Source organism: Klebsiella sp. 141240, assembly GCF_050600805.1.
Lineage (GTDB): Bacteria > Pseudomonadota > Gammaproteobacteria > Enterobacterales > Enterobacteriaceae > Klebsiella > Klebsiella aerogenes.
The window spans coordinates 30,168-54,092 of record NZ_JAQIRK010000011.1 but is presented as its reverse complement, the minus strand read 5'-3'; the positions used below and the strand labels follow the sequence as shown (position 1 = coordinate 54,092).

The 23,925-nt window shown below is 53.2% G+C and carries 21 protein-coding genes; 13 read left to right on the top strand and 8 right to left on the bottom strand.

Going from position 1 to position 23,925, the window contains the following annotated elements:
* Positions 1-88: 88 nt before the first annotated feature.
* Positions 89-1,039 (bottom strand): Rpn family recombination-promoting nuclease/putative transposase, encoded by a 951-nt coding sequence (locus PGQ95_RS18340; RefSeq protein ID WP_113374530.1) that lies wholly within the window; start codon positions 1,037-1,039, stop codon positions 89-91.
* Positions 1,040-1,244: 205 nt separating this feature from the next.
* On the opposite strand from PGQ95_RS18340, the gene PGQ95_RS18335 reads away from it, so the two are divergent.
* From PGQ95_RS18335 to PGQ95_RS18310, 6 genes are all read left to right on the top strand, one after another.
* Positions 1,245-2,537 (top strand): DUF445 domain-containing protein, encoded by a 1,293-nt coding sequence (locus tag PGQ95_RS18335; RefSeq protein WP_162750224.1) that lies wholly within the window; start codon positions 1,245-1,247, stop codon positions 2,535-2,537.
* A 56-nt stretch (positions 2,538-2,593) separates the two neighbouring features.
* Entirely contained in the window at positions 2,594-3,838 is a 1,245-nt protein-coding gene (gene mdtM, locus PGQ95_RS18330) for a multidrug efflux MFS transporter MdtM (protein ID WP_348854244.1), read from the top strand.
* 24 nt (positions 3,839-3,862) lie between these two features.
* Positions 3,863-4,102, top strand: coding sequence for a DUF2164 domain-containing protein (locus PGQ95_RS18325; RefSeq protein ID WP_015704280.1), 240 nt, complete (start codon positions 3,863-3,865; stop codon positions 4,100-4,102).
* Positions 4,103-4,199: 97 nt separating this feature from the next.
* On the top strand, positions 4,200-5,351 hold the full coding sequence (locus PGQ95_RS18320; RefSeq protein WP_047043832.1) for a double-cubane-cluster-containing anaerobic reductase: 1,152 nt from the start codon (positions 4,200-4,202) through the stop codon (positions 5,349-5,351).
* 9 nt (positions 5,352-5,360) lie between these two features.
* A complete protein-coding gene (gene yjiL, locus PGQ95_RS18315) occupies positions 5,361-6,128 on the top strand; it encodes a putative 2-hydroxyacyl-CoA dehydratase activator YjiL (protein ID WP_430918967.1) in 768 nt (255 codons plus the stop codon).
* The gene (locus tag PGQ95_RS18310; RefSeq protein WP_213317803.1) at positions 6,125-6,379 is read left to right on the top strand and encodes a DUF3343 domain-containing protein; all 255 of its coding nucleotides are present in this window, start codon (positions 6,125-6,127) and stop codon (positions 6,377-6,379) included. The genes yjiL and PGQ95_RS18310 overlap by 4 nt, the downstream gene beginning before the upstream one ends.
* On the opposite strand, the gene PGQ95_RS18305 is transcribed toward PGQ95_RS18310, so the two are convergent.
* The 4 genes from PGQ95_RS18305 to PGQ95_RS18290 all read right to left on the bottom strand — a co-directional run bounded on the left by PGQ95_RS18305 (position 6,376) and on the right by PGQ95_RS18290 (position 9,281).
* Positions 6,376-7,440, bottom strand: coding sequence for a DUF2955 domain-containing protein (locus PGQ95_RS18305; protein ID WP_430918965.1), 1,065 nt, complete (start codon positions 7,438-7,440; stop codon positions 6,376-6,378). The genes PGQ95_RS18310 and PGQ95_RS18305 overlap by 4 nt on opposite strands.
* Positions 7,430-8,497, bottom strand: a complete 1,068-nt coding sequence (locus tag PGQ95_RS18300; RefSeq protein ID WP_430918963.1) for an HlyD family secretion protein — start codon at positions 8,495-8,497, stop codon at positions 7,430-7,432. Before PGQ95_RS18300 ends, PGQ95_RS18305 begins: the two co-directional genes overlap by 11 nt.
* Before the next feature lie 6 nt (positions 8,498-8,503).
* On the bottom strand, positions 8,504-8,968 hold the full coding sequence (locus PGQ95_RS18295) for a MarR family winged helix-turn-helix transcriptional regulator (protein ID WP_049047305.1): 465 nt from the start codon (positions 8,966-8,968) through the stop codon (positions 8,504-8,506).
* 148 nt (positions 8,969-9,116) lie between these two features.
* Positions 9,117-9,281, bottom strand: a complete 165-nt coding sequence (locus PGQ95_RS18290; RefSeq protein ID WP_064571553.1) for a DUF1127 domain-containing protein — start codon at positions 9,279-9,281, stop codon at positions 9,117-9,119.
* Between the two features lie 177 nt (positions 9,282-9,458).
* On the opposite strand from PGQ95_RS18290, the gene PGQ95_RS18285 reads away from it, so the two are divergent.
* The 3 genes from PGQ95_RS18285 (at position 9,459) to PGQ95_RS18275 (ending at position 13,566) form a co-directional block, all read left to right on the top strand.
* A complete protein-coding gene (locus tag PGQ95_RS18285; RefSeq protein ID WP_047063727.1) occupies positions 9,459-10,871 on the top strand; it encodes a PLP-dependent aminotransferase family protein in 1,413 nt (470 codons plus the stop codon).
* A 444-nt stretch (positions 10,872-11,315) separates the two neighbouring features.
* Positions 11,316-12,233: an acetamidase/formamidase family protein gene (locus PGQ95_RS18280; RefSeq protein ID WP_046883369.1), complete on the top strand. Its 918-nt coding sequence runs from the start codon at positions 11,316-11,318 to the stop codon at positions 12,231-12,233.
* Entirely contained in the window at positions 12,223-13,566 is a 1,344-nt protein-coding gene (locus tag PGQ95_RS18275; RefSeq protein ID WP_046883370.1) for an APC family permease, read from the top strand. The genes PGQ95_RS18280 and PGQ95_RS18275 overlap by 11 nt, the downstream gene beginning before the upstream one ends.
* 215 nt (positions 13,567-13,781) lie before the next feature.
* Here PGQ95_RS18275 and PGQ95_RS18270 read toward each other — a convergent pair whose 3' ends face one another.
* Entirely contained in the window at positions 13,782-14,750 is a 969-nt protein-coding gene (locus PGQ95_RS18270; protein WP_046883371.1) for a hypothetical protein, read from the bottom strand.
* 142 nt (positions 14,751-14,892) lie between these two features.
* Between PGQ95_RS18270 and hsdR the strand changes: the two genes are divergently transcribed.
* The 4 genes from hsdR to symE all read left to right on the top strand — a co-directional run bounded on the left by hsdR (position 14,893) and on the right by symE (position 21,188).
* Positions 14,893-17,322 (top strand): EcoAI/FtnUII family type I restriction enzme subunit R, encoded by a 2,430-nt coding sequence (gene hsdR, locus PGQ95_RS18265; protein ID WP_046883372.1) that lies wholly within the window; start codon positions 14,893-14,895, stop codon positions 17,320-17,322.
* A gap of 70 nt (positions 17,323-17,392) precedes the next feature.
* Positions 17,393-18,862 carry an N-6 DNA methylase gene (locus tag PGQ95_RS18260; protein WP_046883373.1) on the top strand — a complete coding sequence of 490 codons (1,470 nt, stop codon included), beginning with the start codon at positions 17,393-17,395 and terminating at the stop codon, positions 18,860-18,862.
* The gene (locus tag PGQ95_RS18255) at positions 18,862-20,634 is read left to right on the top strand and encodes a restriction endonuclease subunit S (RefSeq protein ID WP_046883374.1); all 1,773 of its coding nucleotides are present in this window, start codon (positions 18,862-18,864) and stop codon (positions 20,632-20,634) included. The genes PGQ95_RS18260 and PGQ95_RS18255 overlap by 1 nt, the downstream gene beginning before the upstream one ends.
* Before the next feature lie 215 nt (positions 20,635-20,849).
* Positions 20,850-21,188, top strand: a complete 339-nt coding sequence (gene symE / locus PGQ95_RS18250; RefSeq protein WP_046883375.1) for an endoribonuclease SymE — start codon at positions 20,850-20,852, stop codon at positions 21,186-21,188.
* 45 nt (positions 21,189-21,233) lie between these two features.
* Here the strand turns inward: symE and PGQ95_RS18245 are convergent, their stop codons facing one another.
* Together PGQ95_RS18245 and fosA are read right to left on the bottom strand one after the other, a co-directional pair.
* Positions 21,234-23,333 (bottom strand): GmrSD restriction endonuclease domain-containing protein, encoded by a 2,100-nt coding sequence (locus PGQ95_RS18245; protein WP_046883376.1) that lies wholly within the window; start codon positions 23,331-23,333, stop codon positions 21,234-21,236.
* 136 nt (positions 23,334-23,469) lie between these two features.
* Positions 23,470-23,889 carry a FosA5 family fosfomycin resistance glutathione transferase gene (gene fosA / locus PGQ95_RS18240; protein WP_046883377.1) on the bottom strand — a complete coding sequence of 140 codons (420 nt, stop codon included), beginning with the start codon at positions 23,887-23,889 and terminating at the stop codon, positions 23,470-23,472.
* Between the last annotated feature and the right edge of the window lie 36 nt (positions 23,890-23,925).

Below are 23,925 nucleotides of genomic sequence, written 5' to 3'. Positions count from 1 at the left end.
GATGCGGGTAAAGTTAGGTATATCCGGAATATTCCATGAGAGTGGATAGCAGGGACGCCCCTAAGGGCGCCCCGGCATAACGGCTTTATCAATGTGGTAACGTGGCTATCTCTTCGGCAGCCAGACCGGTAATTTTCAGCACGGTTTCACGTGCAATACCGTCGGCAAGCATCATCCTCGCAATCCGCAGCGCCTCGGCGTGCCGCCCTTCTTGCCTGCCTTCTTGCCGTCCTTCTTGCCTGCCTTCAAGCCGCCCTTCACGTTTGCCTTTTCTGCGGCCAACTTCCTGTAATCTTTCTGCGATGGTCATCAATCTCTCCCTGTGTTGAGGAACCCGATGCGCGACTTCGCGAATAAACCGGCCAAATCGGCGCGCGTTGCCAGTTTGCAGTAAATAATTAAATAGCGTTTTTAGCTGCCTGTCATTAGCGTAACCGCTAAGTAAAATTGACGTTAGCTGCTCGACTATGCCCATTAAATCGCGCTGACGAATATGTTTTTGGATAAGTTCTAATAGCGCCACGCGTCGATGTCCCACAATTTCATCATCCGGGATAACCGTAATATCCACCAGTGGAAAGGGTGACGAATAAAGCGCCTTCGCGAGTTGTGGGTCAGCGAACCTATCGAGCCAGTTAAGCGACCACGGATACGGAGACACGGAACCATGGTAGAACAACATAGGTACCACCAGCGGCAAGGTTTTATGGCCGCCGTCGAGATGACGTTGCATCGCAGCAATAGCATAACGCATCAGGCGAAACGCCATCTGCGCATCGGGTGAACTCTGATGTTCGATAACAACATAGATGTAGCCCTCGCCAGAAACCGTTTTTAGCGACCACAGCACGTCCGAATACCAGGCTCGCAGGTTCTCCTCAATAAAACTAGCCGATTCAAGCTGTAACGAATTGAGATCGCAGATCTGATGTAGCGCGGGCGGTAAATGGATCGCCAGAAAATCACGGGCGGTATCAGCCTGCGTAAGAAACTTTTTGAAAACCGCATCATGCGGCGTAGACGTTGTGGACCTTTCCATGTGTTCGCCCCTGCCAGCCAATTCTGCTGCGACTCTACGCTGCAGATCTCCCTCTGACACCTGGCAAAAAGCGTTTTCTCGAGCCGTGCCGAAAGCTAATTTCTGCGTGCTGCAATCGTTATCTTACCCTGGCAGCCCACTCGCAAATTGACCCGCGCATACAGGAAGTTGTGCCGATTTTTGCATGACCTCGCCGTCAGGTTATATGCTTAACCCTATGGAAAAACTCGCTGAATTAAAACGCGCCAAACTGCTGGCGCTGTCGCTGCTGCTGATTGCGGCGGCGCTGTTTATCACTACGCTGCTGCTACCGCCGACGCCATGGGTCAGCGCGCTGAAGGCTATTTCCGAAGCGGCGATGGTCGGGGCGCTGGCCGACTGGTTTGCGGTGGTGGCCCTGTTTCGCCGCATTCCGCTGCCGTTTGTCGCCCGCCATACGGCGATCATTCCGCGCAATAAAGACCGGATCGCCGATAATCTTGGCCATTTCGTGCAGGAGAAGTTTCTTGATACCCCATCTCTGGTGGCGCTGATCCGCCGCTACGAACCGGCCCTGATGCTCGGTAACTGGTTCAGTCAGCCCGAAAACGCCCGCCGTGTCGGCCAACATCTGCTACAGGTGATGAGCGGTTTTCTCGAGCTCACCGACGACACCCGCATTCAGCGTCTGCTGCGGCGCGCGGTGCACAAGGCTATCGATAAGGTCGACCTGACCCAGACCAGCGCCATGATGCTGGAGGGGCTGACCCGCGACAATCGTCATCAGAAGCTGTTGGATTCACTGATAAGCCAGCTTATCGCCCTGCTACAGCGCGACAGCTCCCGCGCCTTTATCGCCCGCGGCATCGTGCACTGGCTGGAGACCGAACACCCGCTGAAGGCCAAACTGTTACCCACCGAGTGGCTTGGCGAGCACAGCGCCGAGATGGTGACAGACGCCGTGAATACGCTGCTCGATGAGGTCACTCAAGACCGCACGCATCAAATTCGTCAGGCCTTCGACCGCGCGGCGCAGAAGCTTATCGACAATCTGAAATCGGATCCGCAAATGGCGCAAAAAGCCGATAACATCAAAGCGTATCTGAAAAACGATGAGACCTTTAATCGCTATCTGGGCGAGGTGTGGGCGGATCTGCGCGGTTGGGTGAAAAACGATATCAGCAGTGACGATTCGCGCATCAAGCAGCGGATCGCCGAGGCCGGTCAGTGGTTCGGCGAAACCCTGGTGCGCGACGACGCGCTGCGTGAATCGCTGAATGAGCATCTGGAGCAGGCGGCGCATCGGGTGGCGCCGGAATTCGCCGCCTTCCTGACTCGCCATATCAGCGACACGGTCAAAAGCTGGGACGCGCGCGATATGTCGCGACAGATCGAGCTCAACATCGGCAAGGACCTGCAGTTTATTCGCATCAACGGCACGCTGGTTGGCGGCACTATCGGCCTCGGCCTGTGGCTGTTATCGCAAATTCCGGCGCTGCTGCATCTGCATATTGGCTGACAATGGTAGCATCATAACTATTCTGACGATCACTACCCGACGGCAAGGAGACGGCTATGTCATGGATTTCGCGATTGAGCGCCCGCTACGGCGCATCGCTGTTCTTTCCGATGGCGCTGATCCTGTATGACTTTTCCGCCTACCTGACCACCGATCTCATCCAGCCGGGAATCCTGCACGTGGTGCGGGATTTCAACGCCGATGTGGCGCTGGCGCCGGCCTCGGTGAGCCTGTATATGGCCGGCGGGATGGCGCTGCAGTGGCTGCTGGGGCCGCTTTCCGATCGTATTGGCCGCCGGCCGGTACTGCTAAGCGGCGCGCTGATTTTTACCCTCGCCTGCTTCGCCACCCTGTGGACGACCTCAATGACCCAGTTCCTGATTGCCCGCTTTGTGCAGGGCACCAGCATCTGTTTTATCGCCACCGTTGGTTACGTCACCGTGCAGGAGGCCTTTGACGAAAAGCGGTCAATCAAGCTGATGGCGGTGATTACCTCCATCGTGCTGGTGGCGCCGATCGTCGGCCCGCTTTCCGGCGCGGCGCTGATGCACTTTATCCACTGGAAAGCGCTGTTTGGCATTATCGCCGCGATGGGGCTGGTGGCCTGGCTGGGTTTACTGTTTAACATGCCGGAGACGGTGCGTCGCGGCGACGTGCCGTTCAGCCCGCTCGGCGTGGTGCGCGATTTTCGCGACGTCTTCCGCAACCGCATCTTTTTACTCGGCGCCGCCACGTTGGCGCTGAGCTATATTCCGCTGATGAGTTGGGTGGCGGTGTCACCGGTGATTTTAATGGACGCCGGCGGGCTCACCACCAGCGAGTTTGCCTGGAGCCAGGTGCCGGTTTTCAGTGCGGTGATTATCGCTAATCTGTCGGTGGCGCGCTGGGTGAAAGACCCGACTCGCCCGCGCTTTGTGTTAAGCGCAGTCCCCATCCAGATGGTTGGTCTGGCGATCCTGATTATCGGTAATCTGACGTGGCCGCACGTCTGGCTGTGGTCGGTGCTCGGCACCTGCTTCTACGCCTTCGGCATCGGGCTGATTTTCCCGACGCTGTTCCGCTTTACCCTTTTTTCCAATGACTTGCCGAAAGGGACCGTTTCCGCCTCGCTGAATATCGTGATCCTTAGCGTCAGCGCATTGTCGATTGAAGGCGCGCGCTGGTTATGGTTCCATGGCGGTAGATTGCCGTTCCACCTGCTGGCAGTGGCCGCCGGGATCGTCGCCGCCTGCTGTCTGGCGGGGCTACTCCACAATCTGCGCCAGCGTTCAGAGGCGGTCATCGAAGCCCGGCAATCCTGACTAACTCACCGAGATTAACCACGCATGAGCGATATTGAACTCAGCCCGGCGCAGCGCGATCTGCTGCGCGAGCGGCTAAGCAAGTACTGCGAAGAGACCTTTAACCTGGAGCTGGAACAGTTCGACGCCGAGTTTTTTGTCGACTTTATCGCCAAAGAGCTGGGGCCTTTGTTCTACAACGCCGGCATTGAAGAGGCCATCCGCACCCACCTGGCATGGAGCGAACGTATCCAGGAAGAGATGGATTTGAAGAAGGTCTATTAACGCCACCGGGATGGGCGGGTGATCAATAAATACACACAAACAACATGGTTATAATGGCGACTCTTTCATCATCTCCCGTGTACGGGGAAGGAAAATCATGTCGCTCATCACCGATCTACCCGCCCTCTTCGATCAATTCTCAGAAGCTCGCCAGAAAGGCTTTCTCAGCGTAATGGAACTCAAAGAGCAGAACGTACCGCTGGTCGGTACCTACTGCACTTTTATGCCCCAGGAGATAGCCATGGCGGCGGGCGCCGTGGTCGTCTCACTGTGTTCCACTTCTGATGAAACTATTGAAGAGGCGGAGAAAGACCTGCCGCGCAACCTCTGCCCGCTGATTAAAAGCAGCTACGGCTTTGGCAAAACCGATAAATGCCCCTACTTTTATTTCTCCGATCTGGTGGTCGGCGAAACCACCTGCGACGGCAAAAAGAAGATGTACGAGTACATGGCCGAATTCAAGGCGGTACACGTAATGCAACTGCCCAATAGCGCCAGCGATGCCGCCTCCCGCGCGTTGTGGAAAGCGGAAATCAAACGCCTGCAGCAGGTCGTTGAAACCCGGTTTGCCACGCCCATTAGCGAAGCGGCGTTGCGTGAAGCCATCGTACTGAAAAATCGCGAACGCCGGGCGCTGGCCAACTTCTATCGCCTCGGGCAACTCAATCCGCCGGCGCTTAGCGGCAGCGATATTCTGAAGGTGGTTTATGGCGCGACCTTCCGCTTCGACAAAAGCGCGCTGATTGACGAACTGAACGCGATGGCGGAACGTATCCATCAGCAATGGCAAGGAGGCCAACGGCTGGCGTCTCGTCCGCGTATTCTGATCACCGGCTGCCCGATCGGCGGCGCGGCGGAAAAAGTCGTCCGCGCTATCGAAGAAAACGGCGGCTGGGTGGTGGGCTACGAGAACTGTACCGGCGCGAAGGCCACCGAGCGCTGCGTGGCGGAAGATGGCGACGTCTACGATGCCTTAACCGATAAATATCTCGCCATCGGCTGCTCCTGTATTTCACCTAACGACCAGCGCCTGCAATTGCTAAGCCAGATGGTTGAGGAATACCAGGCCGACGGCGTGGTCGATGTCATTCTGCAGGCTTGCCATACCTACGCCGTGGAATCGCTGGCGATTAAGCGTCACGTTCGCCAGCGGCACGACATTCCTTATATCGCGATCGAGACCGATTATTCGACGGCAGATCTCGGCCAGCTCAGTACCCGCGTCGCCGCGTTTATCGAAATGCTATAAGGAGCAAGCGTGATCTACTCGGTAGGTATTGATTCCGGCTCCACCGCCACCAAAGGCATCCTACTGGCAGACGGCGCCATCGTGCGCCGTTTCCTCATTCCGACGCCCTTTCGCCCCGCCGATGCCATTCACGAGGCCTGGGAGACGCTGCGCGCGGACCTCGCGACAACGCCTTTTTTAACCCTCACCGGCTATGGTCGCCAGTTGGTCGATTTCGCCGATAAACAAGTCACCGAGATTTCCTGTCACGGGCTCGGCGCGCGCCTGCTGGCGCCGGAAACCCGCGCGGTGATTGATATCGGCGGCCAGGACAGCAAAGTCATCCAGCTTGATGAGCAGGGCAACCTCAGCGACTTTCTGATGAATGACAAATGCGCCGCTGGTACTGGGCGCTTTCTGGAAGTTATTTCACGGACCCTCGGCGCCAGCGTCGACCAGTTGGACACTATTACCGAAGGCGTAGAACCGCACGCCATCACCAGCATGTGTACGGTTTTTGCCGAATCGGAAGTCATCAGCCTGCGTTCCGCCGGAGTCGCGCCGGAGTCAATTCTGGCCGGGGTGATCAACGCCATGGCGCGGCGCAGCGCGAACTTTATTGGCCGCTTATCGGCACAGGGGCCATTGTTGTTTACCGGCGGCGTCAGCCGCTGCGTCGCCTTCGCCCGCATGCTGGAGAAGCATGTTGGCATGCCGGTCGCGACCCATCCCGACGCCCAGTTTGCCGGGGCGATCGGCGCGGCGCTGATCGGCCAGCACCAGCGGAGACGCGGATGAGCAAATATCTATTCTTATTCCATTCAACGGTGGGCGTCGTGCGGATGCGCAAAGCCCTGCAGGCGGCAGGGATGACCTTCGAGGTAAAAGATATTCCCCGCCAGCTGCGCAGCGGCTGCGGGCTGTGCGTATTGATTGAGGGGGGCGAAAAAACAGCGCGAAGTTGGATAATCGCCGGGCATACAGCGGCGCTTTATCAGCAAAACGGGGAAGCGTGGCGCTGCATCGCCCGCTTCCCGCAGGAGGATTAATCGGTAACCACAAACCGCGTCGGCGCGAAGCAGTTCAGTACTCGATGGACCAGAAACACCATAGTCAGCGTCGCCACCAGCGAGACCGTGACCGAAGTAATACGGTACAGGTCGCTGAACACCAGATCCTGATTCGGATGCAGGTTCTGGCCAAACATAATACCGATGGTGGTGATACTGGCGAAACCTACGCCCGCGCCCACTTTTTCCATCACGTGCAGGCGGGCGCTAAAGGCCAGGCCAAGACCAATTAGCGGCATCATCAGGATCATATGGTTGCTGAAATCATAGATAATCAGCTGCACCACCAGAATGTACAGACAAGCCAGCACGACCCCCGCCACACGCCAGATCGAGCTTATCACCGCGCCGCGATAGTGCATCGGAAACAGGATCAGCACCCCGGCCATTAGCGCCGATAGCGAATCGCTCAGATCGCAGATCTGAAAGATCACAAAGATAATGGTCGCAACCGTGCCGGAAAGCAGCGATTCATGGCGGATCCGCGCGGCGTCTTTCTCTATGCGCGGCGGCGGCTTACGCGGTTCAACATCCGGGATCAAATAGTGCAGCAGCGCGCTCAGCGCCACCGCCATCACGCAGGCCTCCATATTGGAGAACATCAGCGTGTGCCAGTTGCTGGTGGGATAGCTCATAAAATTGAGCATCGTGCTCTGGCACACCACGCCCATCGATCCCAGCAGGAACAGCGGCCCCTGGCTCATAAAGCGAAAACGCATCACGTACAGACCAAAGACGACTAATGTCATAATTACCGGCCACTGCGACAGATAGCCGACGATGAGCACCATTTCGACGCAGTTAACCGCCGCGCTGAACACAAACTGCCGGGCGACGTGGCGATTAAAAACCGGCACCAGCGACAGCAGCATCAGCGGATAAACCACGAAAAACACGCCGTACTGCACGTCGTAGAAGGTCGAAATACTCAGCGCGATGGTGCCGGCGACGGCGATGCGTATCGTCTGACGAAAATCATTGGCCGTGTAGACGATATTGCCATGCGGGGTAAAGACGCGCGCGAGGGTGTTAATAGACATAGTGCAACAAACTCACCAGATGGATCTGCAGGCCGGCAAAGGTGCGGGCGAATGGCCCATCGCTATTGTACAACTGGACGGTGGCACGGGCCCCGGTGGGCAGCGGCTTATCCAGCGGTTGATCCAGCGCAACGTGGATCCGCATGCGCTGCGCATCGCGCACCCAGCGGGTAGACTGCTCAGGCTGCGACAGCTGGCCATTCACCGCTTCCTGACCGGCAAGAATACCGGCGTCGCTGCTGGTCACGTGCGCCGGGAAGACTTTACCCGGCAGGGCATCGAACACCACCGCCGCATCGGTATTCACCGCCGTATGGCGCAGGCTTTTTTCACGAAAGTCGGCGACGATATCGGTATTGTTGTTAACCAGCGCCAGCACGGCGGTGGCGGCGGTGGCGTAAATACCCGGATTAAGCTGCAGGTTGCTGACCATACCGTCGGTCTCAGCGCGCACCTGGGTCCAGCCGAGGTTGAGCTGCGCCTCTTCCAGCGCGTTGCGGTATTTCTGCAGCGTCACGTTGCGCTTGTCGTCGCGCTCGCCGCGCTGGATCAGCAGGTTCTGAATCTGCGCATTCAGGGCGCTGACCGATTGTTCGCTGGTCTGCCATGTCGTGCGCACCTTATCGAGATCCGATTGCGACACGTTTTGCATGGTGCTCAGGCGCTGGTAGCGGTCGAGAGTGACTTTGTCATTACGCGCGGTGTACTGCGCGGTGCGCAGGTTGGCGCGAGCGGCGGCGATTTGCGCATCCAGCTGCTGGTTGCTCAGTTTGGCCTGTTGAAGAGCGATTTGCGCCGCTTCAACTTTATTAATGAATGGCGTGGGATCGAGCTCATACAGCAGGTCGCCCTTTTTCACCTGGCTATTGTTGTGCACGTAGACGTGCGAGACGTAGCCGGAGACCCGCGACGAGACCGGAGTCACCACGCGCATCACGGTGGAATCCGGGGTTAGCGGGATCCAGATATCGGCAACGATAAACCAGGCGAATATCACCAGGAAAGCGGCAATACTTACCCTTACCCAGCGGGCAAATTTTTGTTCTGGCGTCATCATAGTGTTTTAGATCTTGTTATCTTCTTCGCGGATTGTCCGCAAGTTGCAGGCGATTTGATTTAACGTGGCGCTGAAGGTGTCGAGATCCGCATCGGGGATGGTTTCCGTCACGCGCTGTTGATAGGTCTCAATGACGCGGTTCAGCTTTTCCAGGATAGTACGGCCTTCCGCCGTCAGCGTAAGCAGGCGGATGCGTTTGTCATATGGCGATGTTGAGCGCAGTAGATACCCCTGCTTTTCCAGCTGCGTGAGAGTGCGCATCAGCGGCGGCAGCTCAATACCCTGCACTTCCGCCAGTTCGCTTACCGAGACGTTGCACCCCAGCTGATGCAGCTGCATCAGCACCGTCCAGCTTGACTGGGTCAGGCCGGTATCGGTAATGGCGCTGTCGATAATCGCGCGCCACTGGCGCACCACCATCGCCATGCGCATCCCCATCGGGCGGCGGGCAAACAGTTCGTCTTCGGTCATGTTACTTTCCTCACTTAGCTGTGGGGAAAATAATACTTATCATGGTAAGTATCAAGAAACGATGGGAGTAGAAGCATCAATTGATAAATTTTGTGAATGTAATTCCCCGGTATCGCTGACGCTTACCGGGGCTACAAAAAAGCACTTTTTAATTGATCTGATCCCGGCGCAACCCGACATCTTTCAGCTGTTCGTCGCTCATTCGCTGCAATACTTTGCGCGTTTGCCCACGAAGCCACCATTTTCTAATCGCTCGCGCCAGAAATACCCAACCGATAAACGGCTGTTTTGCCCGATTTTCGTGAAATTCCATCCTCTACCTCCTCGCCTTGCCAGAGGCTTTATCTTCACGGATCCGGGCCCAAACAATACAGATTCACAAAACACTTTTCTTTAACATACAGATTGGCTAAAACGTACACCATGCCCCATTTTTGACCGCCATCTGTACTGGTTTATCTATCTGTATGGCGATAATTAAGGATACAGCATGACCCGCTACCAACATCTGGCCAGCCTGCTGGCCGAGCGTATCGAACAAGGGCTGTATCGCCACGGCGAAAAGCTGCCGTCGGTGCGCAACCTGAGCCAGGAGCATGGCGTCAGCATCAGTACAGTTCAGCAGGCCTACCAGACGCTGGAACAGCAACAGCTGATCGTGCCGCAGCCGCGCTCCGGCTATTTCGTCGCCCCGCGCAAAGCCCAAGCGCCGGTGCCGCCGATGTCACGCCCGGTGCAGCGCCCGGTGGAGATCACCCAGTGGGACCAGGTGTTGACCATGCTCGATGCGCGCAATGATAAATCAATCATTACCTTCGGCGGCGGCTCGCCGGACGTCACCCAGCCTAGCCTTAAGCCTATCTGGCGCGAACTCAGCCGGGCAATTCAGCACAACCTCAGCGAAGTGCTCAACTACGACGAACTGGCCGGGCGTCGCGAACTACGCGAACAGATCGCCCGCCTGATGCTCGACGGCGGATCGGTCGTCACCGCCGACGATCTACTGATCACCAGCGGCTGCCACAGCGCACTATCGCTGGCGCTGCTGTCGGTGTGTCATCCCGGCGATATCGTCGCCGTCGAATCCCCCTGCTACTACGGCACCATGCAAATACTACGCGGCCTGGGGCTGAAAGCCATTGAGATCCCAACCGATCCGGAATCCGGGATCAGCATCGAGGCCTTAGAGCTGGCGCTGGATCAGTGGCCAATCAAAGGGGTGATCCTGGTGCCTAACTGCAACAATCCGCTGGGATACATCATGCCTGACGCGCGCAAACGCGCGGTGCTGTCCCTTGCCCAGCGCCACGATATCGTGATTTTCGAAGATGATATTTACGGCGAGCTGGCGACGGAATACCCGCGCCCGCGTACGATTCATTCATGGGATATCGACGGTCGGGTGATACTTTGCAGCTCGTTTACCAAGACCATCGCCCCCGGCCTGCGCATCGGCTGGATTGCCCCCGGTCGCTACTACGATCGTCTGCTGCAGATGAAGTACGCCGCCAGCGGCACTAACGTCCCTTCAACCCAACTGGCGGCCTGTAACTTTATTCGCGAAGGCCATTACCACCGCCACGTGCGGCGGATGCGGCAGATCTATCAGCGTAATATGGAGATCTATACCTGCTGGCTGCGGGAGTTTTTCCCCTGCGGGATCTGCGTTACCCGGCCAAAAGGCGGCTTTATGCTTTGGGTCGAGCTGCCGGAACAGGTGGATATGGTCTGCGTCGCCAAGCAGCTGTGTCGGCTGAAGATCCAGGTTGCTCCGGGATCGCTGTTTTCGGCATCCGGGAAGTATCGCAACTGCTTAAGGATCAACTGCGCCCTGCCGCCAATCGAGAAGCATAAAGAGGTGATGGTCAAGCTGGGGGAAGCGGTGAAGGTGGCGATGGAGTGATTTTCCGCTGACGCTGTACTCACCGGAGCGATGGGTTTATCACCCTGCGCCAGTTCGTTGCCAGGCAAGAGATTGCTATCTTCTTCTCTGCTCAGTCGAAGTGCTGGCGAAAATAGTAAGAGTTATTGATAATTACTATGGGTGTATCTCGCGGATCGCCAATTTAATTATACTTGGCATAATATGCTGCAAAATAAGCAGGTGAGCAGTAAAAATCAGGAAATTAGCTATAGTGAATAAGACAATAAACAAAAAAACATTAGATACACCACTTTATTATATTTAATACAACCAAGTATAACATTTTGATTTTAAATAATAATCACCGCAAACACTCTTAGGCCACTCATAATTGCCTTCCTGCGATATTCCCGATACATTCACCCTTTCCCCGACGGGAAATACCAAATAAAAAAACACAACAATATTACCGGGATGAATCTAATGAAAATAACCAAAGATCGGGTGGTTTACGCCATGTCGCGCGATAACGTTCCTGTCGCCACCGTCAACAGTGGAAGTGAAGTGTTATTCGAAACCTGCGACTGCTTCTCCGACCAAATTACCTCAGCCGATGCCGTCTTTAATGAACTGGACTGGCAGCGCATTAACCCGGCGACCGGCCCCGTCTTTATTGAAGGCGCAGAGCCGGGCGATTGCTTAAAAGTCAGCATCAAACGCATCACCCTGACGGCTCAACAGGCGGTGATGGTGACCGCGCCGCAGCTCGGCGTCATTGGTGATGAACTGCATGAGCCCACGGTCACCATCGTCCCAATCGTCGAGGATCATGCGGTCCTCCCGGGGAACGTGCGCGTGCCATTGAAGCCGATGATCGGCGTCATTGGCGTTGCTCCAGCAGGAGAACCCATATCCTGCGGCACGCCGGATAGTCACGGCGGCAATATGGACTGCAAAATGATCGCCGCCGGCAGCACGCTGTGGTTGCCGGTCAACGTGCCCGGCGCGCTATTCGGGCTGGGCGATTTGCACGCCGCGATGGGGGATGGCGAAGTGTCTGTCTGCGGTCTGGAAGTGCCGGGCGAAGTCCTCGTCGAGTTAACCGTTGTTAAAAACCGTCAGCTACCCTTACCGATGCTGGAAAACAACGAAACGATTTTCACCCTCGCCTCCGCCGTTACCCTCGACGATGCGGCAGCCCTTGCGGCACGTAATATGGCCCATTTCATCGCCGACAATACCGCATTAACGCTGGCTGAGGCGATCAACGTGCTGAGCATCGCCGGAGACCTACAAATTTGCCAGGTCGTTGATCCGCTGAAAACCTGCCGCTACGCGCTGCCGAAAACGGTCGCCGAACAGCTTTCTCTGTCGATTGATGGGGGCAAGCATGAGCGTTGAACAGTTCGGCTATAAACAGGAGCTCCATCGAGCGCTGACCTTCCGCGATCTGCTGGTTTACGGCATGATTTTTATGGTGCCCATCGCCCCTTTCGGCGTCTTCGGCTACGTCTGGGATGGCGCGCAGGGCATGGTGGCGCTGGCTTATCTGATCGGCATGGTGGCAATGTTTTTCACCGCCATGAGTTACTGGTCGATGTCGCGCGCATTCCCGGTTTCCGGTTCGGTATACGCTTACGCTCAGCGCGGAATACACCCTATCGTCGGCTTTTTTGCCGGCTGGCTGATATTGCTGGACTACATTCTGGTGCCATCGCTGCTGTATATCGTCAGCGCGGCGGCGCTGGGGCCGATGCTGCCGGGCGTTCCGGGCTGGGTCTGGATTATCGGCTTTATCGCAATTAACAGCCTGATTAACTTACGCGGCATTACCTTTACCGCGCGGGCGAATAATACCATTTTGGTTGCTGAAATCGTGGTCCTCGCGATTTTTGTGGTGCTGGGATTGATTGCACTTTATTACGGAGCCGGGGCAGGCCACCTGACGCTCGACCCCTTGTATAATGCCGATAAATTCAGCCTGCCGCTGGTGATGGGCGCAGTCTCGATTGCCGTACTCTCTTTCCTCGGCTTCGATGGTATATCGACGCTGTCGGAAGAAACCAAAGGCGGCGTCGATACCGTCGGCAAGGCCTCGTTAGGCGCCCTGATGCTGGTGGGTACGCTGTTCATTGTCCAGACCTGGATTGCCGCGGATCTGGCGCAGGGTATGAAATTTGGCAGCCTCGATACCGCGTTCTACGACACCGCCAATCTGGCCGGCGGCCAATGGCTGAAATACGTCACCATGTGGTCCACGGTGATTTCCTGGGGGATCGCCAACGCGCTGGTTGCTCAGGCGGCGGTTTCACGCATCCTGTTTGCGATGGCTCGCGATAAGCAGCTCCCGCAGCTGCTGGCGAAGGTGCATCCACGACTGAAAACCCCGTATGTCAGTACCTTATTTGTCGCGCTGATTTCACTGGTTTCCGGTCTCTGGTTCTACGGCGATATCGACAACCTCAGTCGGCTGGTGAACTTCGGCGCGCTGATGGGCTTCCTGGTGCTGCACGTGGCGGTGATCAACCACTATCTGATCCGCCAAAAGTCGCGCAATCTGGTGATGCACCTGCTCTTCCCGGTGATTGGGCTGTGCATTATCGGCTTTGTCATTTATGAGATGGATGTTGAAGCCAAAGTGCTCGGCCTGAGCTGGCTGGCCGTCGGCGTGGTCTATTACGCCATTATGCGTCTGGTGCTTAAGCGCAACGTGGAGCTGAATCTGGAAGGGTAAACACCACCGGGCGTCGGGCTCGCCGTTATTTGCGGGCCCGGTAGCCCCTGAGTATTTCCCCGCTCGCGCTGCGCTTAGCGGGGCTACTGGTTCACAGCCGTTTGCGGGCCGGTAGCCCGGAAAAGGCGCGGCAAGCGCCGCCTTCGGCGGTATTTCCCCTACTAATTCGAAGCTATCAACGTTTACCTACAACAGTTTCGAAGAAGAGATATATATTACTTTAACCATTTTGGTATATTATATTCAGGCAAAGGCGCCGCTATATATGAATCTTTCCTGTTACTCCCTTGTTGACAAGTTAACTCATAGAAACCCCATTTATCATTTTTATCCGAATAAAAAACAGTATATTTCCCAGTATTAAAACCAAAGTATTTTTCATTTTTATTATTGATTTTTAGATCGCCACACTTTGCTTCGTCACGCCATTCATAATTGATGGCGATTTTTAACACATAGTAAGCAACATCACCAATCAATTTAGGAACCAGTAGAAACAAAAAAACTGACATAATAAAGGCACCCGTTAATGTAAATATTCGATACCCTTTCGCCTTATCACCGTAAATGATAAATAATCCATAACAAATTGGTTGTGATAGCCATAGGAAGAACATAAGGAATGCCGTGGCTTTCCAGCAATATTCTAACCATGGCGAGGAAGATAGCGCCAGATTGCTGATTTGCCAGAAAATACTGGCTGAATAACTACTGGTAAATGTAAAAACACCGGAAAACACGGTAACAGCAAAGCCGATAATTTTAAGGGTTTTTGCTGTATTTTTTCTGGCAATATCTAAAACAGTCAAAATGCTGCTAATAAGGATAGAGACTGAAAATAAAATTGCTAACCAATACGTTATGGCGTTTACAAACACATTAGCAGACAACAATAAGAGCAAGAAAATTGACCATGCAGATAGCGATAGAATGCCAGCACACCGAGTCAATAAGTGATCATTGCCTGTGCGTACAAAGAAACTGATATATTCCCTAATCCGTATTTCTTGAGTACAAGTAAAAATTAGAACAAGTACAAAAAGAAATGCAACCAGGTAATTTTTTAAAGGAAACTTATAGGGAATTAAATAGATTGCGATTATGCCGTAAAGAACTACCGCAGCATCCAATTTTTTCCGTTTAAAATACTGAAAAAACGTCCTCCATACTTGAATAATTTCCATATTAAAACCTCATTTATTTGAACATAACATTCACGAATGCATCTAAGACACTGAGTTAACACTAATAATGCACACAGACTGTAATGATTTCTCCTAATTTTCTGTGTAGAATTTGTCCATTGCTATTTGATGAGACAACCCAATGGCTGAGCTGAACCTGAGTACCCTGACGGAAGCAGACATCATCACCAAACGCGTTATGCCCGCCATCCTTGATGCTGGCTGGAACGACACAACGCAAATCAGACAAGAGGTCAAACTCCGGGACGGTAAGGTCATCGTGCGCGGCAAAGTCGCGGCGCGTAGAACGGTGAAATCCGCCGATATCGTGCTCTACCACAAACTCAATATGCCACTAGCTGTTATCGAGGCCAAAGCCAATAAGCATGAAATCGGCAAAGGTATGCAGCAGGCTCTAGGTTATGCACATCTGCTGGATGTTCCCTTTGCATTTGCTTCTAACGGCGATGGCTTTATCTTCCACGATAAAACAGCAACCGGTGCGATTGAGCGAGAAATTACCCTCGACGAATTCCCAACGCCTGATGAACTGTGGCAGAAATATTGCCTCTGGAAAGGTTATACCGCCGCCCAGATGCCGATCGTTACACAAGATTATTACAACGACGGCAGCGAGAAACGGTTGCGCTACTACCAGCTTCAGGCCATCAACAAAACGCTGGAAGCCGTGTCAACCGGGCAAAAGAGATTATTACTGGTCATGGCAACAGGAACGGGTAAAACGCTGACGGCGTTCCACATCATCTGGCGCTTATGGAAAGCTGGCGTAAAAAAACGCATCTTGTTCCTGGCTGACCGAAACGTCCTTGTTGATCAAACCCGACTTGATGACTTTCAGCCTTTCGGTTCTGCAATGACCAAAATCACCGGGCGCACTCTCGATCCCGCTTTCGAAATCCATCTTGCGCTTTATCAAGCGTTAACCGGCAATGAAGAGCATCAAAAAGCGTTTAAGCAGGTTTCACCAGATTTCTTTGATCTGATTATCATCGACGAGTGCCACCGCGGTAGCGCCTCTGAAGACAGCGCCTGGCGTGAAATTCTGGATTATTTCAGCACCGCTACCCAGATTGGTATGACTGCCACGCCGAAGGAAACGCACGAGATCTCCAATAGCGACTATTTTGGCGATCCGATCTACACCTATTCGTTGAAAGAAGGCATTGAGGATGGGTTCCTCGCACCTTACAAAGTGGTACGTGTCGATATTGATGTTGATTTACAGGGCTGGCGGCCCGTGCGTGGCCAGAGTGACCTCAACGGTGAACTGATTGACGACCGAATCTATAACCAGAAAGATTTCGACCGCACGATGGTCATCGACGAGCGTACTGAACTGGTGGCAAAAACCATTACCGATTACCTCAAACGCACCAATCCGATGGATAAAACCATCGTATTTTGCGAAGACATTCCTCATGCTGAACGAATGCGTCGGGCGCTGATCAATCTCAACCCGGAGATGGTAAAACGTAACGATAAATACGTGATGAAAATTACCGGCGACGACGAGGAAGGAAAAGGTCAGTTGCAGAATTTCAGCGACAAGAAAAAAGAATGGCCGGTAATTGTGACCACCTCAGAACTGATGACCACCGGCGTGAACGTCAAAACCTGCAAACTGATCGTGCTGGATCAAACCATCCGCTCGATGACCAAATTTAAGCAGATTATCGGCCGTGGTACTCGCATCGAAGAAAGCTACGGCAAACTGTGGTTCACCATTCTCGACTTTAAAAAGGCCACTGAGCTCTTCGCCGATGAGCGTTTCGACGGTATCCCGGAAAAAGTGATGGAAGCCACTGCGGATGACATTACCGACCCGAATTCCGGGTTCGATGAAAAGCTGGATGAAGACGATTTTGACGTTTTTGCAGAGGACGACGTTACAGGGGCAGATGAAGATCCGGCAACGTATACAACCGGCTCATTCGACAATTCAGGCCTACTTCCGGAAGAAGAAGACAACCGAATCCGCAAATTCCATATTAACGGTGTCACCGTAAGCGTCGTGTCTCAGCGCGTTCAGTACTATGATGCCGACGGCAAGCTGGTCACCGAGTCATTCAAAGATTACACCCGCAAAACCGTGCTCAAAGCCTGCGCCTCACTGGATGATTTTGTTCAGAAATGGCAAGATGCTGACCGCAAAGCGGCGGTAATCAAAGAGCTCGAATTGCAGGGAATCCTTTGGGATGTACTGGCGGAAGAGGTTGGCAAAGATCTCGACCCGTTCGACATGCTCTGCCATGTGGTGTATGGTCAGCCGCCGCTCACGCGCAAAGAGCGTGCAGACAACGTTCGCAAGCGTAATTATTTCACTAAATATTCCGATGTCGCGCAGACCGTGCTCAGTAATCTGCTGGACAAATACGCTGATGCCGGCGTCGAAGAAATCGAGAATATTCAGGTGCTGAAGCTCAAACCGTTCGACCAGATGGGAACTCTGCAGGAGATCATCACCGACGGTTTTGGCGATAAAGGCACCTATATGCAGGCAGTGATCGACCTGGAAAGCGAAATTTACCAGCTTCCTTCCCGCTCCGCCTGAACATCCTGATTACGCCACCTGCGGCCCGTCTGCCGCAGGTGGCTTTGTTTTTTTATAAAGGGACGACCCCATGTCAATCAGCTCGGCTATCAAATCATTACAAGACATCATGCGCAAAGATGCAGGTGTCGATGGCGACGCACAGCGTCTGGGTCAGCTCTCCTGGTTACTGTTCCTGAAGATCTTCGACGCCCAGGAGCAGGCGCTGGAAATCGAGCAGGAAAAATACAGGCTGCCCATGCCGGAGCGCTACCTGTGGCGCAACTGGGCGGCCGATAACGAAGGGATCACCGGCGATAAACTGCTGGCGTTCGTCAACGACGACCTGTTTCCAACGCTGAAAGATCTGCCCGCGCAGATTGATATCAATCCGCGCGGCTATGTGGTTAAGCAGGCGTTCAGCGATGCCTACAACTATATGAAAAACGGTACCCTGCTGCGTCAGGTGATCAACAAGCTGAACGAGATCGATTTTACCCGCGCCAGCGAACGTCATCTGTTCGGCGATATCTACGAACAAATACTCCGGGATTTACAGGCCGCAGGCAACGCGGGTGAATTCTATACCCCACGCGCCGTGACCCGTTTTATGGTCGACCGCGTTGATCCGAAACTCGGCGAGTCGATTATGGATCCGGCTTGCGGCACCGGCGGCTTCCTCGCCTGCGCGTTTGACCACGTGAAAAACAATTATGCGCACACGGTGGCTGACCGCCAGATCCTGCAACAACAGATCCACGGTGTGGAGAAGAAACAGCTGCCGCACCTGCTTTGTACCACCAATATGCTGCTCCACGGCATTGAGGTACCGGTACAGATCCGCCACGATAACACCCTGAACAAGCCGCTCTCCTCCTGGGACGAGCAGATGGATGTGATTATCACTAACCCTCCCTTCGGCGGCACCGAAGAAGACGGTATCGAGAAGAACTTCCCTTCCGATATGCAGACCCGCGAAACGGCGGATCTGTTCCTGCAATTGATTATTGAAGTGCTGGCGAAGAACGGTCGTGCGGCGGTGGTACTGCCGGATGGCACGCTGTTTGGCGAAGGCGTGAAAACCAAGATCAAAAAGCTGCTCACCGAGGAGTGCAACCTGCACACCATCGTGCGTCTGCCGAACGGCGTGTTTAACCCGTACACCGGGATCAAAACCAACCTGCTGTTCTTTACCAAAGGCCAGCCGACGAAAGAGATCTGGTTCTACGAGCATCCGTACCCGGCGGGCGTGAAAAACTACAGCAAAACCAAACCGATGAAGTTTGAAGAATTCCAGGCCGAGATCGACTGGTGGGGCAACGAAGCCGACGGCTTCGCCAGCCGCGTTGAGAACGAGCAGGCGTGGAAGGTCAGCATCGACGAGGTAATTGCCCGCAACTTTAACCTCGATATCAAAAACCCGCACCAGGCGGAAACCGTCAGCCACGATCCGGACGAACTGCTGGCGCAATATGCCAAACAGCAGGAAGAAATTCAGACCCTACGCCACCAGCTGCGCGATATTCTCGGCGCGGCGCTCTCCGGTAAGGAGGCCAACTGATGGCGGTGGAAAAACTGATTGTCGACCATATCGACACCTGGACCACGGCGCTGCAAACCCGCTCCACCGCCGGGCGCGGCAGCTCGGGCAAGATTGACCTGTACGGCATTAAGAAGCTGCGCGAGCTGATTCTGGAGCTGGCGGTGCGCGGCAAGCTGGTGCCGCAGGATCCGAACGATGAACCGGCGTCGGTGCTGCTGGAGCGTATTGCGGCGGAAAAAGCCGAGCTGGTGAAGCAGGGGAAAATTAAAAAGCAGAAGCCGCTGCCGGAGATTAGCGAGGAAGAGAAACCTTTTGAGCTGCCGGCGGGGTGGGAATGGGTTGCATTACAAGAAATATGTTCATTAGAAAATGGTGACAGAAGTAAAAACTATCCGAATAAGTCAACACTAGTAGAGACAGGAGTACCATTTGTCAACGCAGGTCATCTTGAAAATGGAAATATACGACAAGAAGACATGACATTCATTACACCAGAACATTTTAGCATTCTCCGTTCAGGAAAATTCCTCAATGGTGATATTTTATTTTGTCTTAGAGGTTCTCTAGGTAAATCAGCAATTGTACAAAACCTATCAGGAGCAATTGCTTCATCACTAGTAATCGTTCGTGTTTTTAAGCCTACATTTAATAAATATATTCATTTGTATTTCGATGCGCCATTATCTTATGATTTTATAAATAAATATGATAATGGGACAGCCCAACCTAATCTGGCAGCTACAGATTTAGCTCGTTTTTTAGTTCCATTACCACCCTTAGATGAGCAGTCTCGCATTGTTAATAAAATTACGGAGCTAATGACACTCTGCGACCAACTGGAACAGAACTCCCTGACCAGTCTGGATGCTCATCAACAGCTGGTTGAAACCCTACTAACTACGCTAACCGACAGCCAGAACGCCGATGAACTGGCCGAAAACTGGGCGCGTATCAGCGAGCATTTCGATACGCTGTTTACCACCGAAGCCAGCATTGACGCCTTAAAGCAAACCATTCTGCAACTGGCGGTGATGGGTAAATTGGTGCCGCAGGATCCGAACGACGAACCGGCTTCTGAACTGCTCAAACGTATTGCGCAGGAAAAAGTGCAATTGGTAAAAGACGGGAAAATTAAAAAGCAAAAACCACTGCCGCCGATTAGCGATGAGGAAATACCGTTTGAACTGCCGGAGGGGTGGAAATGGTGCCTATTCGAAGACGTCGTTGATATTCAAAGCGGTATAACTAAAGGAAGAAATTTAGCCAACCGAAAACTAATTACTATTCCTTATCTACGCGTAGCTAACGTTCAGCGTGGTTATCTTGATCTATCAGAGGTTAAAGAAATTGATATTCCTGAGGAAGAGCAAGATAAATATCATGTTATTAAAGGTGATCTTTTAATAACAGAAGGTGGTGACTGGGACACTGTTGGTAGAACAACTGTGTGGTGTCATGAATGGTATATAGCTAATCAAAACCATGTTTTTAAAGGAAGAATTATAGGAAAGGAGATTGATCCATACTGGCTTGAGACATACATGAATAGTCCTTATTCAAGAGATTATTTTGCTAGTGCCAGCAAGCAAACAACCAACTTAGCATCCATTAATAAGACTCAATTAAGAGGATGTCCTGTAGCGATCCCTCCAAGTAGTGAAGCAAACAAAATCATGCTCAAATTAAATGATTTTAATGAATCATGTGAAAAACTTAAATTACAGCTCCAATCCGCCCAACAAACCCAGCTCCACCTGGCCGACGCCCTCACCGACGCCGCCATAAATTAACCCGCCCCCAGAAACCAATAAAGCGGCTAAATGGCCGCTTTATTCTCATCATCAGAAATAATGTTTCTCTTCATCCACACCGTTATTTTCATTGATTTTCAGCTGGACTTTCCTTCTATTCCCTGATGATATGTACAGGTATTTATCGCGAGACGCCCGTGCTGCAACACGAGCGCCTCGCTAATCACAATCACTATTCATAGGAAATAGCCATCATGACTACCCCGCATTCTATTGCAGAATTCAACGATCCAGAAGTCTCCCCGGAAAATAACCGTAAAGGCACCGTCAGTTACGCGAGCCGCTTTGAAGATCATCAGCGTATCCCGGCGATTATCATGAAAGGCCAGTGGCTGGAAGCCGCCGGTTTTGCCACCGGCACTAAAATTGATATCAAAGTAATGGAAGGCTGTATCGTGATTACCGCGAAGCAGCCTGAGCCCGAACTGGTGGAGTCTATGCGCCAGCTGCATAAGCTGTCGGCGCGCAAACAGAAGCAGGTGCATGAGTTTATTGCCGTCATTGCCAACAAGCCCCGCAGGCAGAAACATTAAAACCAGCCACCCGGCAGCCCCTGCGCTGCCGGGTTGACATCGCGGCTAAACCGCCGCGCTATCCATCTGTTTTTCAAACGCCTGGCGGATCAGTCCCATCACATACGGCAGTTGGGCAATATCGCTGAAACCGACCTCCACATCACCATTGCCCCAGCGACCAAGATCCGTTACGTCTTTCGCCATTCCTTTCGGGTCAACCAGCTCATGGAACGGCATATTCAGCGACAGGCGCAGTCGGCTTTTCTGCGGTACCACGTCGACAAAATTGGTCTCCGCCTTGAAGGCAATATACAGCTTCAGCACCTCCTGGGTGATGCTTGCATCCAGCTTTAAAATTTCCGGCGCCAGCTGGTCAAACAGCATCCGGCTGTGCGAACCAACTTCCAGTTGATGAAAGTCCGACAGACTGTAGTTCATGGTTTTTTCAGGCTGCTGGCGATACTGGCTCAGCACCTCTTCACTCAGCGCAGGCGCGCGCCAGACCTGAACGGCACGCTTCGCCAGACGCTCGGCCCGCGCATCCATTGCCGCTTCATCCCATTTCTCGCACTGCCCTAACCCGGCGTTTAAATGCAGCGGGCTTTCCTTGAAACCGCCAGCAATATCGCGTTTTTCCACAAAGGCTTTATCACTGTAACGCGAGTTATAGCCGGTTAACGTCAGATTCCCCAGCGTATGCAGCCGTTCTTTATGTATCCGCTGCCAGTCGCTGCCCAACTCTTCACGCCATTTTGCCGGCAGATTTTCATTCTGCGGCATAATGTGTTCAATCGTATATTCATCCACCGCCACGCGCTCTTTACGCTGATAATTTTCCAGACGACGCAGCCAGTAACTGCGGCTGCGGAAGTTATACAGATCGCGCTCTTTTAATTTAAGGCTGAATTCATCATCATCCGGAAAACGTCGGTAGCTCGGCAGTTCCAGTAAATGCGCCTGAATACTATCCAGATAGTTTTCTTTATTTAATACCTTATAAAACGTGGCGAAGGTTTTGTTTAGCGAGTTAGTGGGAATGGCGCAAACCGCGCGGCGGAAAACATACGACTCAATCAGCCTTATTGCACTCAGGAAATCGTCGGGCAATAAATCACCCTCACGGTAATCGTGATACATCGCCAGCAGGAATGGATAGGCAACATCGACCTTTAACTCGCGCAAATCCTGAAACGCAGTCGCGAGAGATTTATCGCTCTCTTTGCCCAACGCCATCGCACAAAAATATTCCGCATAGCGTTGAATATCCGCCACCAGCGCATCGACCCCCGCTTCGGCGACAGGCAGGCTACGCGCATGCAGCTTAAAGGCTTCATAAACTTCATCGGTACGGGGAATATCCCCCGTTTTGACCGTCAGATAATGGCGCATAAAGCTGTCGAAATATTCACTGTAGCCTTTCTGCCCGAAGGCAATTTCCATCGGCCGCCAGTGGTCATCATACAGCCGCGTCTGATGCTCCGGCTCCAGCCCCATCAGAATAAAGTTACGCACTAAATCGGCCTGGCTGAGCGCTTTCCCTGTGGAGTTCATGCTTTCAAAAATCAGCTGCGGATTGTCCTGCCCGCGATTGAGCGCCACGTCGACAATCAATAGCTTTGATAATCCACGACACAGCGAAATCAGGTCATCGCCTAATTTACTGATTTGCTCATCGAAGAATTCAAAATTGGCCGCAATACGCTGCGAACCGTTTTCAGGCAGCGGTTTTTGTTTTATCAGCGCCAGCAGGCTGTCTTTATCGGTCTCCGTCAGCAGCAGCTTATAGCCTCTCTCCCCGGATTCATAAGGGTTGAGCAAATAGTAATTGCGTAATTTCATAGCAGAAAAGCCGTCAATCAGCTCTTCATCGCCAAGGTGACGGGATAGCGCTTCAAGCAGCAACATTGCGGTGGTCAGACGCTGCTGACCATCAATAACCAGCAACGGAGAAATCCCCGACACCTGATACAGCCCCTGCTCGATATAAACAACGGAGCCAATAAAATGCGCAGAAATATCATCGCGCTGCCCGGCACGAATAATATCGTCCCAAAGTTGGCGACATTGTTGCTCAGACCATGAATAGGTACGTTGGTAGATCGGGATAACAAATTGCTGTGAGCGTTTGAGAAAATCAAGTAATCGGGCTTCTGTGGCTTTCATTTTCAGAGCTCTCTTCCATGAAAAATTAAGTATGCCAATAATAACCACGCCTTTTAAGAAGTTAAATGTAAATACTGATATAAGGCATGATCGCATACTCCTTCCCCGCTCGCGCTGCGCTTAGCGGGGCTACTATTCAGTCGCCAAAAAACACCATCCCCTTATACGGTTGTTCGCGGCAGGCGGCCAGGCGCTGGGCGAGGTTGCCAACATGTAGTTCCAGCTTGTGGCCGTCGGGGTCGAGGAAATAGTGCGATTCGCCTTCGCTACGGTTTAGCTTCCATACCGCTACGCCAGCGACCTCAAGACGGGCGGCAAAGCTGGCGAAATCCGCCTCGCTGATGCTAAACGCATAATGGGTGTAGTCGCTCTCCTCCGGCGGAGTGACGCGCCGCTGCGGATCCAGCGACAGGCACAGCCACAGATCGCCGCAGGAAAGATACGCGCCGCTATCCCAGCGCGCGTGCAGCGTCATGCCGAGTAGCTGATGATAAAACGCCACGCTCGGCGCCAGCTGGCTGACCGCCAGGGTCAGATGATTTAATCCGCTCAACATATCTGTTCCTCCGGTGAGATGCGCTAACCATACCCA

Excerpts from the sequence above, each read along its gene's own strand:
- PGQ95_RS18295 (WP_049047305.1), bottom strand. The coding sequence starts at position 8,968 with ATGACCGAAGACGAACTGTTTGCCCGCCGCCCGATGGGGATGCGCATG.
- PGQ95_RS18305 (WP_430918965.1), bottom strand. The coding sequence starts at position 7,440 with ATGTCTATTAACACCCTCGCGCGCGTCTTTACCCCGCATGGCAATATC.
- PGQ95_RS18300 (WP_430918963.1), bottom strand. The coding sequence starts at position 8,497 with ATGATGACGCCAGAACAAAAATTTGCCCGCTGGGTAAGGGTAAGTATT.
- PGQ95_RS18310 (WP_213317803.1), top strand. The coding sequence starts at position 6,125 with ATGAGCAAATATCTATTCTTATTCCATTCAACGGTGGGCGTCGTGCGG.
- PGQ95_RS18275 (WP_046883370.1), top strand. The coding sequence starts at position 12,223 with ATGAGCGTTGAACAGTTCGGCTATAAACAGGAGCTCCATCGAGCGCTG.
- PGQ95_RS18335 (WP_162750224.1), top strand. The coding sequence starts at position 1,245 with ATGCTTAACCCTATGGAAAAACTCGCTGAATTAAAACGCGCCAAACTG.
- PGQ95_RS18270 (WP_046883371.1), bottom strand. The coding sequence starts at position 14,750 with ATGGAAATTATTCAAGTATGGAGGACGTTTTTTCAGTATTTTAAACGG.
- PGQ95_RS18260 (WP_046883373.1), top strand. The coding sequence starts at position 17,393 with ATGTCAATCAGCTCGGCTATCAAATCATTACAAGACATCATGCGCAAA.
- mdtM (WP_348854244.1), top strand. The coding sequence starts at position 2,594 with ATGTCATGGATTTCGCGATTGAGCGCCCGCTACGGCGCATCGCTGTTC.
- PGQ95_RS18290 (WP_064571553.1), bottom strand. The coding sequence starts at position 9,281 with ATGGAATTTCACGAAAATCGGGCAAAACAGCCGTTTATCGGTTGGGTA.
- fosA (WP_046883377.1), bottom strand. The coding sequence starts at position 23,889 with ATGTTGAGCGGATTAAATCATCTGACCCTGGCGGTCAGCCAGCTGGCG.
- PGQ95_RS18320 (WP_047043832.1), top strand. The coding sequence starts at position 4,200 with ATGTCGCTCATCACCGATCTACCCGCCCTCTTCGATCAATTCTCAGAA.
- PGQ95_RS18285 (WP_047063727.1), top strand. The coding sequence starts at position 9,459 with ATGACCCGCTACCAACATCTGGCCAGCCTGCTGGCCGAGCGTATCGAA.
- PGQ95_RS18245 (WP_046883376.1), bottom strand. The coding sequence starts at position 23,333 with ATGAAAGCCACAGAAGCCCGATTACTTGATTTTCTCAAACGCTCACAG.
- PGQ95_RS18340 (WP_113374530.1), bottom strand. The coding sequence starts at position 1,039 with ATGGAAAGGTCCACAACGTCTACGCCGCATGATGCGGTTTTCAAAAAG.
- PGQ95_RS18255 (WP_046883374.1), top strand. The coding sequence starts at position 18,862 with ATGGCGGTGGAAAAACTGATTGTCGACCATATCGACACCTGGACCACG.
- symE (WP_046883375.1), top strand. The coding sequence starts at position 20,850 with ATGACTACCCCGCATTCTATTGCAGAATTCAACGATCCAGAAGTCTCC.
- PGQ95_RS18325 (WP_015704280.1), top strand. The coding sequence starts at position 3,863 with ATGAGCGATATTGAACTCAGCCCGGCGCAGCGCGATCTGCTGCGCGAG.
- hsdR (WP_046883372.1), top strand. The coding sequence starts at position 14,893 with ATGGCTGAGCTGAACCTGAGTACCCTGACGGAAGCAGACATCATCACC.
- PGQ95_RS18280 (WP_046883369.1), top strand. The coding sequence starts at position 11,316 with ATGAAAATAACCAAAGATCGGGTGGTTTACGCCATGTCGCGCGATAAC.